This window comes from Psychrosphaera sp. HA2-10, assembly GCF_055693745.1.
In genome coordinates this window covers 1,159,429-1,173,902 of the sequence record NZ_CM146341.1, presented here as the reverse complement: position 1 = coordinate 1,173,902, position 14,474 = coordinate 1,159,429, and the positions used below count along the sequence as shown (strand labels likewise).

Annotated in this window: 7 protein-coding genes, 2 tRNA genes and 4 rRNA genes; 2 read left to right on the top strand and 11 right to left on the bottom strand. The window is 42.9% G+C overall.

Going from position 1 to position 14,474, the window contains the following annotated elements; all coding sequences use genetic code 11:
- Positions 1–11: 11 nt before the first annotated feature.
- Complete coding sequence (gene sbcB, locus ACZ1GV_RS05385; RefSeq protein ID WP_472675572.1) at positions 12–1,445, top strand: exodeoxyribonuclease I; 1,434 nt, start codon at positions 12–14, stop codon at positions 1,443–1,445.
- Between the two features lie 117 nt (positions 1,446–1,562).
- Here the strand turns inward: sbcB and rrf (ACZ1GV_RS05380) are convergent.
- The 11 genes from rrf (ACZ1GV_RS05380) to ACZ1GV_RS05330 form a co-directional block, all read right to left on the bottom strand.
- Positions 1,563–1,677 (bottom strand): 5S ribosomal RNA (gene rrf / locus ACZ1GV_RS05380).
- A gap of 82 nt (positions 1,678–1,759) precedes the next feature.
- Positions 1,760–1,874: ribosomal RNA gene (gene rrf, locus ACZ1GV_RS05375) — 5S ribosomal RNA — on the bottom strand.
- Between the two features lie 120 nt (positions 1,875–1,994).
- Positions 1,995–4,873, bottom strand: a 23S ribosomal RNA gene (locus tag ACZ1GV_RS05370).
- Between the two features lie 300 nt (positions 4,874–5,173).
- Positions 5,174–5,249 (bottom strand) — tRNA-Ala (locus ACZ1GV_RS05365).
- Positions 5,250–5,362: 113 nt separating this feature from the next.
- A tRNA-Ile gene (locus tag ACZ1GV_RS05360) sits at positions 5,363–5,439 on the bottom strand.
- A 108-nt stretch (positions 5,440–5,547) separates the two neighbouring features.
- Positions 5,548–7,081, bottom strand: a 16S ribosomal RNA gene (locus ACZ1GV_RS05355).
- Together the 16S, 23S and 5S rRNA genes with 2 tRNA genes alongside form the textbook arrangement of a ribosomal RNA operon.
- A 694-nt stretch (positions 7,082–7,775) precedes the next feature.
- Positions 7,776–8,675, bottom strand: coding sequence for a 3-hydroxyisobutyrate dehydrogenase (gene mmsB / locus ACZ1GV_RS05350; RefSeq protein WP_472675571.1), 900 nt, complete (start codon positions 8,673–8,675; stop codon positions 7,776–7,778).
- A gap of 16 nt (positions 8,676–8,691) precedes the next feature.
- The gene (locus ACZ1GV_RS05345; protein WP_472675570.1) at positions 8,692–9,813 is read right to left on the bottom strand and encodes an enoyl-CoA hydratase/isomerase family protein; all 1,122 of its coding nucleotides are present in this window, start codon (positions 9,811–9,813) and stop codon (positions 8,692–8,694) included.
- A 10-nt stretch (positions 9,814–9,823) separates the two neighbouring features.
- Positions 9,824–10,600 (bottom strand): enoyl-CoA hydratase, encoded by a 777-nt coding sequence (locus tag ACZ1GV_RS05340; RefSeq protein WP_472675569.1) that lies wholly within the window; start codon positions 10,598–10,600, stop codon positions 9,824–9,826.
- 11 nt (positions 10,601–10,611) lie between these two features.
- Complete coding sequence (locus ACZ1GV_RS05335; protein ID WP_472675568.1) at positions 10,612–11,769, bottom strand: acyl-CoA dehydrogenase family protein; 1,158 nt, start codon at positions 11,767–11,769, stop codon at positions 10,612–10,614.
- Between the two features lie 120 nt (positions 11,770–11,889).
- On the bottom strand, positions 11,890–13,386 hold the full coding sequence (locus ACZ1GV_RS05330) for a CoA-acylating methylmalonate-semialdehyde dehydrogenase (RefSeq protein WP_472675567.1): 1,497 nt from the start codon (positions 13,384–13,386) through the stop codon (positions 11,890–11,892).
- Between the two features lie 161 nt (positions 13,387–13,547).
- Between ACZ1GV_RS05330 and ACZ1GV_RS05325 the strand changes: the two genes are divergently transcribed.
- Positions 13,548–14,432 carry an AraC family transcriptional regulator gene (locus ACZ1GV_RS05325; protein WP_472675566.1) on the top strand — a complete coding sequence of 295 codons (885 nt, stop codon included), beginning with the start codon at positions 13,548–13,550 and terminating at the stop codon, positions 14,430–14,432.
- Positions 14,433–14,474: the final 42 nt, after the last annotated feature.

The window sequence follows — 14,474 nt, the reverse complement described above, 5'->3', positions numbered from 1 at the left end:
AACAGGTGATTATGTCTCATTCTCAACCCTCTATATATTGGTATGACTTTGAATCATGGGGAACTAGTCCTAAAAAAGATAAACCAAGCCAATTTGCTGGTGTACGTACGGATTTAGAACTTAATATAATTGGTGAACCATTAGTAGAGTATTGTCAGATTCCAAATGACTATTTACCTCATCCAGAGGCAGCTTTAATTACAGGTATAACGCCACAAAAAACGTTGCAAAAAGGTTTAATTGAGCCCGAATTTTTTAAACTTATTCATTCCGAAATAGCTAAACCTAATACAACTTGTATTGGATATAACAATGTCCGCTTTGACGATGAAATGATCAGGTACGGCTTATATCGAAACTTTTATGATCCCTATGCCTACAGTTGGCAAAATAATAACTCTCGCTGGGATATTCTTGATATGGTTAGGGCATGTTATGCGTTAAGACCAGATGGTATTAATTGGCCTGTAGACGATGAAGGTAAACCAAGCTTTCGCCTAGAACTTTTGACAAAAGCAAATAACATTGAGCACGGTGCTGCGCATGATGCCCTTTCAGATGTTATTGCTACTATTGAACTTGCTAAGCTGATAAAGAATAAACAACCCAAACTATACAACTTTCTATTTGAACACAGAGATAAAAATAAACTCAGTGAGCTTATAGATATTTATAGTTTAACTCCGCTTGTTCATACATCAGGTATGTTTTCGGCTTGGCAAGGTTGCACAACGTGGGTAGCACCTATTGGTTTTCATCCTAAAAACAAAAATTCAATAATCGTTTATGACCTAACTAAAGATCCTACCCCATTAATAGGATTAGGCCCTGAAGCTCTCGCAACAAAGATGTACACAAAAACCGTCGACCTTAATGGTGAGGAGCGTATCGGACTAAAGACAGTTCAGTTAAATAAGTGTCCTGTTTTAGCACCTGCAAAAACACTTCTCCCCGAAAATGCTGAAAGGCTTGGCATAGATAGGGAAGCCTGTTTAAAAAATCTTGCTACATTAAAAGCTAACCCTGAGCTTTTAATCGCCCTTAATGAAGTATTTACGTTCGAAAAAGAATACGAGGTCGAGAGCAACCCCGAATATCGTTTATATGAAGGTTTTACGTCTACAGCAGACCAACACCAGAAAAAAACAATTCATCAACACGCAATTGAAGATCAATGGAAGCTTGATGTGAGTTTTGAAGACCCAAAATTAAACCAGTTATGGCGTTTGTATAAAGCTCGATATTTTACTTCTATGCTATCTCAAACAGAAGCAAATTGGTGGCAACAATATCGAACAGATAAACTTATGCATGGCGTTGATAAACCTAATCTAACGATGGATGAATTCCAGATGGCTCTTGAATCTTGTGCAATGAAACAAGATGGAAATGAAAAGAATATGGCAATTTTGAAAGAGTTGTACTTGTACGTCCAGTCTATATAGTTACCTTTGAAGGTTTTAGGACGCTATAATGATTGAAGCATATTCATAGGAAAAAGTATTACCAATACCGTCTCTTAAAAGCAAAAAGCCCGCACAAGTGCGGGCTTTTTTATGGGGACTTGACAGTGAGCTACTCTCGCATAGCAAATGCTACACTACCATCGCCGCAGTTGCGTTTCACTTCTGAGTTCGAAATGGAGTCAGGTGGTGCCACAACGCTATTGCCATCAAGTATAAATTGTTTTGCTCGGGCTAAGGCCTAAATAAGAGCAAAATAAAACCCCTCGCACCAAGTGCAAGGGGTTAGTATGGGAGCCTGGCGGTGAGCTACTCTCGCATAGCAAATGCTACACTACCATCGCCGCAGCTGCGTTTCACTTCTGAGTTCGAAATGGAGTCAGGTGGTTCCACAGCGCTATTGCCACCAGGCAAAGCTGTTTGTAATCGATGTTTAATAAACACCGCTTACTTAAATTGTCTTAACAATTAGAAAGCTAAATAAAATAAGGTAACCTTGATTATCTCTCTAGGAGAACACTTAAGCGTTGTATGGTTAAGCCTCACGGGCAATTAGTATAAGTTAGCTTAATGCCTCACAGCACTTCCACACCTTACCTATCAACGTTGTAGTCTTCAACGACCCTTTAGGACAGTTAAACTGTCAGGGATGACTCATCTCGAGGCTCGCTTCCCGCTTAGATGCTTTCAGCGGTTATCGATTCCGAACGTAGCTACCGGGCAATGCCATTGGCATGACAACCCGAACACCAGCGGTTCGTCCACTCCGGTCCTCTCGTACTAGGAGCAGCCCCTCTCAATCATCCAACGCCCACGGCAGATAGGGACCGAACTGTCTCACGACGTTCTAAACCCAGCTCGCGTACCACTTTAAATGGCGAACAGCCATACCCTTGGGACCGACTTCAGCCCCAGGATGTGATGAGCCGACATCGAGGTGCCAAACACCGCCGTCGATATGAACTCTTGGGCGGTATCAGCCTGTTATCCCCGGAGTACCTTTTATCCGTTGAGCGATGGCCCTTCCATACAGAGCCACCGGATCACTATGACCTACTTTCGTACCTGCTCGACGTGTCTGTCTCGCAGTTAAGCTTGCTTCTACCATTACACTAACCGTACGATGTCCGACCGTACTTAGCAAACCTTCGTGCTCCTCCGTTACTCTTTGGGAGGAGACCGCCCCAGTCAAACTACCCACCAGACACTGTCCACAACCCCGATAAGGGGCCAATGTTAGAACATCAAACATACAAGGGTGGTATTTCAAGGATGGCTCCACCTGAACTGGCGTCCAAGTTTCATAGCCTCCCACCTATCCTACACATGTAGGCTCAATGTTCAGTGTCAAGCTGTAGTAAAGGTTCACGGGGTCTTTCCGTCTAGCCGCGGGTACACAGCATCTTCACTGCGATTTCAATTTCACTGAGTCTCGGGTGGAGACAGCGTGGCCATCATTACACCATTCGTGCAGGTCGGAACTTACCCGACAAGGAATTTCGCTACCTTAGGACCGTTATAGTTACGGCCGCCGTTTACCGGGGCTTCGATCATGAGCTTCTCTTGCGATAACCCAATCAATTAACCTTCCGGCACCGGGCAGGTGTCACACCCTATACGTCATCTTTCGATTTAGCAGAGTGCTGTGTTTTTAATAAACAGTTGCAGCCACCAGGTCACTGCGACCCACTTCAGCTCCGACAGCAAGTGCCTTCACCTAATGTGGGCGTACCTTCTCCCGAAGTTACGGTACCATTTTGCCTAGTTCCTTCACCCGAGTTCTCTCAAGCGCCTTAGTATTCTCTACCTGACCACCTGTGTCGGTTTGGGGTACGGTTCTTAATCATCTGAAGCTTAGAGGCTTTTCCTGGAAGTATGGCATCAATGACTTCATCACCTTAGTGACTCGTCTCGTATCTCAGTATTAGCCGCCCGGATTTACCTAAGCAGCCTACCTACATACTTTCACACGGACAACCATCGCCGTGCTCACCTAGCCTTCTCCGTCCCCCCATCGCAATGATTAAAAGTACAGAAATATTAATCTGTTTCCCATCGACTACGCATTTCTGCCTCGCCTTAGGGGCCGACTTACCCTACCCTGATTAGCATGGGATAGGAACCCTTGGTCTTTCGGCGTGGGGGTTTTTCACCCCCATTATCGTTACTCATGTCAACATTCGCACTTCTGATATGTCCAGCACACTTCTCAATGCACCTTCAGCCACTTACAGAACGCTCCCCTACCTAGCGAATAAATTCGCTACCGCAGCTTCGGTGTTATGCTTAGCCCCGTTACATCTTCCGCGCAGGCCGACTCGACTAGTGAGCTATTACGCTTTCTTTAAAGGGTGGCTGCTTCTAAGCCAACCTCCTAGCTGTCTAAGCCTTCCCACATCGTTTCCCACTTAGCATAAACTTTGGGACCTTAGCTGGCGGTCTGGGTTGTTTCCCTCTCCACGACGAACGTTAGCACCCGCCGTGTGTCTCCCGGATATTACTTTACGGTATTCGGAGTTTGCATGGGGTTGGTAAGCCGGGATGGCCCCCTAGCCCAAACAGTGCTCTACCCCCGTAAGTATTCGTCCGAGGCTCTACCTAAATAGATTTCGGGGAGAACCAGCTATCTCCCGGTTTGATTAGCCTTTCACTCCTAGCCACAGGTCATCCCCTAACTTTTCAACGTTAGTGGGTTCGGTCCTCCAGTTGATGTTACTCAACCTTCAACCTGCCCATGGCTAGATCACCGGGTTTCGGGTCTATACCTTGCAACTTATTCGCCCAGTTAAGACTCGGTTTCCCTACGGCTCCCCTATTCGGTTAACCTTGCTACAAAATATAAGTCGTTGACCCATTATACAAAAGGTACGCAGTCACAGAACAAGTCTGCTCCTACTGCTTGTACGTATACGGTTTCAGGTTCTATTTCACTCCCCTCACAGGGGTTCTTTTCGCCTTTCCCTCACGGTACTGGTTCACTATCGGTCAATTGGGAGTATTTAGCCTTAGAGGATGGTCCCCCTATCTTCAGTCAAGGTTTCTCGTGCCCCGACCTACTTAATATGTCCAACATGGCTTGTCGTGTACGGGACTATCACCCACTATCGTTGCACTTTCCAGAGCATTCCACTAAACCATGCTGATTCGGCTGTTTCCCGTTCGCTCGCCGCTACTTAGGAAATCTCGGTTGATTTCTTTTCCTCCGGGTACTTAGATGTTTCAGTTCTCCGGGTTCGCTTCGCATAGCTATGTATTCACTATACGATACCCTAAAAAGGGTGGGTTTCCCCATTCGGAAATTCTGGTTTATAACGGTTTTTATCACCTTAACCAGACTTATCGCAGATTAACACGTCCTTCATCGCCTCCAATTGCCAAGGCATCCACCGTATACGCTTATTCACTTAACCATACAACCTTAAATGCTCTCGCAAATTCAGTCGTAGTTTATGTGTCATATTTATTGGTTACTTGACTTGTATAAGGTCAAGAACCTGACATAAATAACGCTTGAGTTTTCTCTTACAGTGATAATCAAAATTATTTTTTTAGTTGTTGAATAACAAATAAATAAACAATAATGTTTACCTTATTTTTTTATCAGCTTTCCAAATTGTTAAAGAGCATGAGTTTATAAAAAACTCTAAACGATGCACACTAACTTAATGTGTATGGTTTAGGGTTTTGAATCGAGAAACTGAGTGTCAGTATGGTGGAGCTACGCGGGATCGAACCGCGGACCTCTTGAATGCAAATCAAGCGCTCTCCCAGCTGAGCTATAGCCCCATACTGAAGTCACGTCATTAAAACGTTGGTCCAAATCACATTTGACAAGGCATTTTGTTACGCCGTTTAGACTATCTAAACAAGTAACGAAATAACGCAGTCAGGTGAGATTTTGGTAGGCCTGGGCAGACTTGAACTGCCGACCTCACCCTTATCAGGGGTGCGCTCTAACCAGCTGAGCTACAGGCCTATCGTTTATGCTACAAACTCTCGAATGCAGCCAACAGCTTGCAGCTTTCTCGCTCATTATTCGTAATTAATTATTTGTGTGAACACTCTAAAGGTGTAACTTCGTTTATAAGGAGGTGATCCAGCCGCAGGTTCCCCTACGGCTACCTTGTTACGACTTCACCCCAGTCATGAACCACAAAGTGGTAAGCGCCCTCCCGAAGGTTAAGCTACCTACTTCTTTTGCAGCCCACTCCCATGGTGTGACGGGCGGTGTGTACAAGGCCCGGGAACGTATTCACCGTGGCATTCTGATCCACGATTACTAGCGATTCCGACTTCATGGAGTCGAGTTGCAGACTCCAATCCGGACTACGACAAGCTTTATGGGATCCGCTTACTCTCGCGAGTTCGCAACCCTTTGTACTTGCCATTGTAGCACGTGTGTAGCCCATCTCGTAAGGGCCATGATGACTTGACGTCGTCCCCACCTTCCTCCGGTTTGTCACCGGCAGTCTCCTTAGAGTTCCCACCATTACGTGCTGGCAACTAAGGATAAGGGTTGCGCTCGTTGCGGGACTTAACCCAACATTTCACAACACGAGCTGACGACAGCCATGCAGCACCTGTCTCATAGTTCCCGAAGGCACTAAAGCGTCTCTGCTAAATTCTATGGATGTCAAGAGATGGTAAGGTTCTTCGCGTTGCATCGAATTAAACCACATGCTCCACCGCTTGTGCGGGCCCCCGTCAATTCATTTGAGTTTTAACCTTGCGGCCGTACTCCCCAGGCGGTCTACTTAATGCGTTAGCTGCGCAAGACAACTCTTAAGAGTCAAACTGCTAGTAGACATCGTTTACGGCGTGGACTACCAGGGTATCTAATCCTGTTTGCTACCCACGCTTTCGTACATGAGCGTCAGTGTCGACCCAGGTGGCTGCCTTCGCCATTGGTATTCCTTCAGATCTCTACGCATTTCACCGCTACACCTGAAATTCTACCACCCTCTGTCGCACTCTAGCCATCCAGTTTCAAATGCAGTTCCCAGGTTGAGCCCGGGGCTTTCACATCTGACTTAAATGGCCGCCTGCGTACGCTTTACGCCCAGTAATTCCGATTAACGCTCGCACCCTCCGTATTACCGCGGCTGCTGGCACGGAGTTAGCCGGTGCTTCTTCTGCGAGTAACGTCACACCTAGCCGGTATTAACGACTAAGCTTTCCTCCTCGCTGAAAGTGCTTTACAACCCGAAGGCCTTCTTCACACACGCGGCATGGCTGCATCAGGCTTTCGCCCATTGTGCAATATTCCCCACTGCTGCCTCCCGTAGGAGTCTGGACCGTGTCTCAGTTCCAGTGTGGCTGATCATCCTCTCAGACCAGCTAGGGATCGTCGGCTTGGTGAGCCTTTACCTCACCAACTACCTAATCCCACTTGGGCTTCTCTAAAGGCGGGAGCCGAAGCCCCCTTTGAGCCGTAGCTATCATGCGGTATTAGCAGTCGTTTCCAACTGTTGTCCCCCACCTAAAGGCAAATTCCCAAGCATTACTCACCCGTCCGCCACTCGTCAGCAACTAGCAAGCTAGTTCTGTTACCGTTCGACTTGCATGTGTTAGGCCTGCCGCCAGCGTTCAATCTGAGCCATGATCAAACTCTTCACTTAAAAGTTTAATCGCTACTCATTGAATTCTGTTCAAATAAATTTTCGTTCAGACACTCAATCAATAGTTTACAAGTGCTAGCCTGTTTCCTAAGAAACTCTAGCGTGTTTGTTACTACTCTTCGGAGTGCCCACACAAATAATTAATTACAAATTGTTAAAGAACGTTCAGAGCCTTTCTGCTCTTGGTCGAGACCTTGTCTCAACCGGGAAGCGCATTCTACACTTCCCTAATTCGTTGTCAACGTTTTTATCAAAACTTTTTCAATCTCTTTCGAGGTATTAGCGAAGAAGTTTTCTAAACCGTTTTGAGCCTCATCTCACAACCTTTACTTAACGTTTCGAGCTGTTTGATGTCTCCCTGACAACGAGGACGCATTTTAGGGAGTTTTAGAAATAGCGCAAGCACTAATTGCAAATAATTGGCAAAAAAATGCTTGAATGACTAAGTATTGTACAAAACGCTTATTAAGCAAACCATTTTTACTTTTTTTTACGCTACAGACTATTTAAAGTAGGCTAGTAAAGGCAACTAGGTTAGTTATACATCTAACTAAATACCAAACTAATTGCCATTTATCTTAATAGCGAAGCGTTTAGAAACGAAAAACAACATCTATTAAGGATATCCCCTACTGAACACCATCCATTTGCTTACAAATTAGCGATTCAAACTTACTGTATAGCTTTTAAAAGGCTATTTTTGGCTAAACTGCTTAAAAATACTAGAAAAGTCTAATTCACCGTTGCCTGATTTTTGATGTAAAGCATATAAATTTCTTGTTAACGCTCCCATCGGCGTAGACGAACCAGAAGCTACAGCCGTATCCATAGCTAAGCCTAAGTCTTTCAACATAAGATTGGTCATAAACCCAGGCTTATAGTCATTACTTGATGGTACTGACTCTGAAACTCCTGGACACGGATTATACACGTCTAACGTCCAGTTACTTCCTGAGCTGTTTGACATAATTTCGGATAGCTTACTTGGATCTAATCCATTATCTATACCAAGCTGTAAAGCCTCTGAAGTACCAACCATTAAAATGCTCAATAGCATGTTATTACAAACTTTCGCTATTTGACCTGCACCAACTTCACCAGCATGAAATACATTTTTACCCATTACTTCTAATAAAGGCTTTGCTTGGTTGAATGATTTTTCGTTACCACCGACCATAAAGCTAAGCGTTCCATTAGTAGCTCCGGCTACACCACCAGATACTGGTGCGTCGATACAACCCACATCAATATTAGTTAACTCTACGTTAAGTGCTTTAATCGTAGCAGCATCAATAGTAGAGCAGTCTATTACAAGTGCACCTTTCTTTAAGTTTCTATTCGGCTGGTCTGCTGGGCCAATTAAACTTTTATAAAGACTTGCGACATGCTTTCCTGCTGGCAACATTGAAATAATAATATCCGCATCGGCAACTACAGCTTCTGGCGTATCAGCTGCCTTCGCTCCTAAGCCCACAAGTTCGTTAACTGCTGAAGGAACTAAGTCGTAAACACAAACTTCGTATCCTGCTTTGACTAGGTTAGCTGCCATTGGGCCACCCATATTACCTAGTCCAAAAAAACTAATCTTTTTCATTAGGTCTTCCTTTACTTTATAAAGAATTAAGTGGATGCGACTTTGCATCCCAGATTGATACAAAAAATGAATCTACAACGTCATCAGGAACATCATGAATAGTGGCATACTTCCACGAGGGTGAATTATCTTTATCTATCAATAGAGCTCTTACGCCTTCTGGGAAGTCTCCTTCCGAAGCGCACTTAACGGATAAACCTAGCTCCATTCTAAACGCGGATGCTAGTGTTAGAGCTTGCCCTTCTTTTATTTGTTTAAATATTAGCTTTGCACTCAATGGACTGCCGTGCGCAAGAGACGCCTGTGCCTTATTAAACCATTTATCGTCGGTCTTAAAGTCTAGTATGTCTACTATGGCTGAATTTGCTGAATCACAGCTATTCAAGGCGGTCATAAAGTCCACAAACTTAGCGATATTACCGACTGGTTTTTGTGATTTACTGTTCTCTTCAAAGGTTTTCAATAAATCTGTAAGTTTTTGATGATTTAAAGCAACCGTATTACCCCAGTTTATAAGTAGTAATTCTTCTACTACCGTTTGTTTTTGATCAGCGGTAACAAAGTGATCGGCTAGTTGTACATATTTAGCATCCGCTGCGTTTATAGATGCACCTGTAAGTCCAAGAAACAAACCACAGCCATCAGGCATCTTGTTTAAAAAATGACTACCACCGACATCTGGATATAAGCCAATTGTTATCTCCGGCATAGCAATTCTGGACTTTTCTGTGACAACACGATGACTAGCGCCAGCAAGCAGACCTAAACCTCCTCCCATTACTATTCCATGTCCCCACAATAAAATAGGTTTTTTATAAACGTGAATCAGGTGGTCTAACTTGTATTCTTTTGCAAAAAACGTTTCTACGTCTTGAGCTACGTTACCTGAACCCGCTTCTTTTGCTGCGTTATATAGCTGAACTACATCACCACCGGCGCAAAAGGCTTTTTCACCCGCACCTTCGAGCATGACGATAGCAATAGAGTCATCTTCTTGCCAAGATACTAGTTGTGAATATAACAGCTCAACCATTTCTAAGCTTAATGCATTTAATGACTTTTCAGAGTTAAGTGTCGCCACCGCAATTTTTTTATCGTTTGCAGATTCTAATGTCTTAAATAATACTGGGTTTGTCATTGCGATTCCTTTATTCATTTAACCAAACAGGAGCACGTTTTTCTAAAAACGCATTTACACCTTCTTTTTGATCTTTAGTATCAAAGAGCGCAACAAATAGCTCACGTTCTAGGGGTAATGCACTATTAATAGAACCATTACGACCAGCCTGAATTAATGATTTACACGCTGTTATAGAACTCGGACTTTGCGCGGCAGTTTGTTTCGCAAGTTCCATGGCAGTCTCTAAGGACTTGCCCGTTGGTACTACTTCTTCAACTAAACCTATTTTTTCCGCTTTATCTGCTTTAATTCGTTCACCACACAGTATCATGCGTTTTGCCCAGCCCTCACCAACTAACCAAGCTAAATTTTGAGTTCCACCTGCACATGGCAGCAAGCCAACCTTAGCTTCTGGTAAAGCTAACTGTGCTTGTTCTTCACAAATACGAATATCACATGCAAGAGCGACTTCAAGTCCGCCTCCCATTGCATAACCGTTAATCGCTGCAATTGACACACCATTAAAATCTCGCAAAGCTTCAAAAGCAGCACCAAATACTCTTGCCATGTCCGACGCAACGCCTTTATCGCCATCGGCGAAAACATTTAAATCAGCGCCAGCTGAAAAAAACTTATCGCCCTGGCCTGTTAATACTAAAGCATATACAGACTTGTTATTATTTAACTGCTCAACCACCTGCTTTAGCTCAGATAAGCTTTCAAAAGTCCATGTATTAGCAGGAGGATTATTAAAGGTGATTAACGCTATATGCTCAGAAATAGTCAATTTTAGTAATGAAGACATTTCACTCTCCGTTATAAGATATCTGCAGCGGCTTCATCGAGTAAACGACGTGCAATGATTAAACGCATGATTTCGTTAGTTCCTTCGAGGATTTGATGCACTCTAACGTCTCTAAAATGACGTTCTAACGGATACTCCTTAATGTAACCATAACCACCATGAATTTGGAGTGCTTCATTACACACCTGAAAGCCGATATCGGTTGCAAAGCGCTTCGCCATTGCACAATATGCGGTAGCTTCTGGATCACCGTTATCAAGTTTAAATGCAGCTAACCTTACCATTTGCCTTGCGGCTACAAGCTCAGTTGCCATATCCGCTAGTTTAAATTGTAAAGCTTGAAACGCAGCCAGAGGTTTACCAAATTGAACTCGTTCCTTCATATAATCTTTTGCGGTTTCTAATGCTTGCTGTGCTGTACCAACAGAACACGTCGCTATATTAATTCGACCACCGTCTAAGCCTTTCATTGCTAGAGAAAATCCTTCTCCTTCACTTGCCAATAGGTTTTCTACTGGAACACGAACGTTATCAAAGGTAATTAATTTGGTGGGCTGAGCATTCCAACCTAGCTTTTCTTCCGCTTTTCCATAAATCACCCCTTCAGCATCTGCTGGAACTACAATGGCAGAGATGCCTTTAGGTCCTTCACCGCCAGTGCGAACCATTACGACTAAAACATCTGTTTCGCCTGCACCTGAAATAAACATTTTAGAGCCATTAATTACATACTCGTCGCCGTCTATTTTTGCTGATGTGCGCAACGAGGCAGCATCCGATCCGGAGCCAGGTTCAGTTAAACAATAAGAGGCTAATTGCTCACCCATTACAAGAGTTGGACACCACGCTTCTTTAATCTTTTCGGTTCCCCAGGTTGCTATCATCCAGGTCGCCATATTATGAATTGTTAACATAGCTGTCGTTGCTGTGCAGCCTTTGGACAATTCTTCAAATATTAACGAAGAGTCTAGACGAGACAAGCCCATACCACCGGCTTCTTCTGGTGAATACAATCCACAAAAACCTAACTCACCTGCTTTTTGCATAACATCTTTAGGGAAAATATGTTCGGCATCCCACTTTGCTGCGTGTGGCGCGAGCTCTGCATCTGAAAACTGTTTAGCTAAATCGATAAATGCACGTTGATCATCATTTAATTCAAAATTCATGTTTGACCCTTGTATTTGATATTTGACATTTAAGCCGAGTGACACATTTATACGTCTTATCGTTAATAAGCGTTTTATTTTTATGTTTGTGTCACTCTAGGTAATTTTATTGGTTCACTATTACTTCAGCGTGATAGACATATTTGGTCCGGCAGCAGCCGCAACATCGTCTTCAAACCAACGAGCTGTAATCGTCTTTGTTTCAGTGTAAAACTTAACAGCTTGTTTACCGTATGCATGTTGATCACCTGCAAACGAGCCCTTCCAACCTGTAAACGAGAAGAATGGCAGTGGCACTGGAATTGGAATATTGATACCGACTTGACCGACTTCAATATTGTGTTGATATTTGCGAGCTGCACCACCTGAAGAAGTAAAGATAGAAGTACCATTGCCATACGGATTGTTATTTATAAGCTCAATGGCGTCATCAAGCGTATCTACATTCATTGTTAAAAATACTGGGCCAAAGATTTCTTGTTTATAAATTTCCATATCTGCACTAACGTCAGTAAACATAGTTGGGCCTACCCAGTTTCCGTCAGGGTAACCTTCAACTTTACAATTAGAACCATCTAAAACACAGTTGGCACCTTCTTTTTTACCTTGTTCAATCAGGCCTTCAATGCGCTGTTTTGCTTGAGGCGTAATTTGTGGACCGTAAGCGGCTTCTGGATCTGAATAATGCCCTGGACGAACCGCAGCAAGTTTTTCACGAATTTCAGGGATCCACTCTTTCGCTTCTCCAACAAATACAGCAACAGAAATGGCCATACAACGTTGACCAGCAGCACCAACAGACGCGCCTACAATATTATTGATCACAGCATTTTTGTTAGCGTCTGGCATTACGACCATATGATTTTTCGCACCTAAGAAGGCTTGAACACGCTTCATGTTGTCAGTACCTGTTTTGTAAATGTATTGACCTACACCTACAGAACCAACAAATGAAATTGCTTTTACTTCCGGCTCATGTAGGAGACGATCAACTTGCTCTTTATCACCATGTACGACCTGTAAAACGCCTTTTGGAGCGCCAGCTTCTTCAAATAACTCAACTAAACGAGTTGGACATAAAGGGTCTTGCTCTGATGGTTTCAGTATAAATGTGTTACCGCAAGCAACCGCTAATGGAAACATCCATAATGGAATCATTGCTGGGAAATTAAATGGCGTGATGCCTACACAAACCCCTAAAGGTTGTGTGTAGCTATAAGTATCTATGTTACGGGCTACGTTTTCTACTGTTTCGCCCATCATCATGGATGGAATATTAGCCGCATGCTCGACTACTTCTATTCCTCGCCATACATCGCCCATGGCATCTTCGTGTGTTTTACCTAATTCCTCACAAATAATGCCTGCTAATTCTTCTTGATGTTCTTTTAGTAAGTGAGCATAACGCATCATGACTCGAGCTCGCTCGGAAATCGCGACTTCTTTCCAAGTCTTAAAAGTCTCTTTGGCACTTGCAATTGCCGCATCCATTTCCGATGGCGTTGCTGCTGGCACTTGGGCAATAACTTCTTGTGTCGCTGGATTTGTAACATCAATTAAACGAGTAGACTTTGACTCAACCCACTCACCGTTTATGTATAAAGGAACCTGTTTCATGACATTGCCTCTTAAAATAATTATATGACCATTTTGTTAATATTATTGTGGTCGCTTTGGAGATTGCAGTCATTAAAGCAAACAAAATTACTGAAAGAAATTGATTAAATTGCTTTTTTGATGGACTATCTTGGCACAAATGAACGGTAAGATTATTTTACATGAGTGTGACTTCTAATTGGCCATTACCAAAATCGAGTGTTAGATTTCTTGTGCCAAAGCCTATGATTAAACAACTTCAGCTTAGCTCTTTATCTCGAGGGCTTTTGCCACTTGCGTTTGGCTATTATGAAAAAGCAATTGGTCATGAAATAACGAGATCAGATCATGATGACAATTTAATTCTTTGCTGTGTAAATGGCAGTGGCAGCGTAACCGTAGGTAATAAAACCTATCGTATGAACAAAAATGATGTGATTTTTCTGCCAAAAGGCTATTCACATCGTTATAAAGCAAGTGTTAAAGATCCTTGGTCAATCTACTGGGCACATGTTGACGGTCATATGTTTGATGAGTTCATGGATATTATTGGCATAGACGGCAACAATCTACACATGACTTTAACGGAACCACAAATAGTTATTAGTGAGTTTAAACAACTCATCGAATCTAGGCATTTAGGTTACCAACTAAATCGATTTTTTGTTGCGTCAAATATGTTAAAGAAAATTTTCAGTTTAATGACATTACAAAGACCAATAGTTTCATTATCAACCAATAGAAATTTGTCTGCGCATTCAATTCATGTTTACTTTGATAACAATATTGATCGCCTTTTAAATTTGAATGACATGGCTAAGTACTTTGGCTTGTCGAAGTTTTACTTTGCGAAAAAGTTTCAACATATGATGGGCAATAGCCCTATAAAGTACTTTCTGGAGCTAAAGATACAACGAGCTTGCAAACTTCTAGACTCAACTGATATTCCAATTAATAGTGTTGCAAAAACACTCGGGTTTGAAGATCCTTATTATTTTTCGCGACTATTTAAAAGCATTATGGGTATTTCACCATCGATTTATCGACAATCGCGACACGGTCACTAAAATGTTAAAACTAAATTTATTTTGTAATAATTCCGTCACATT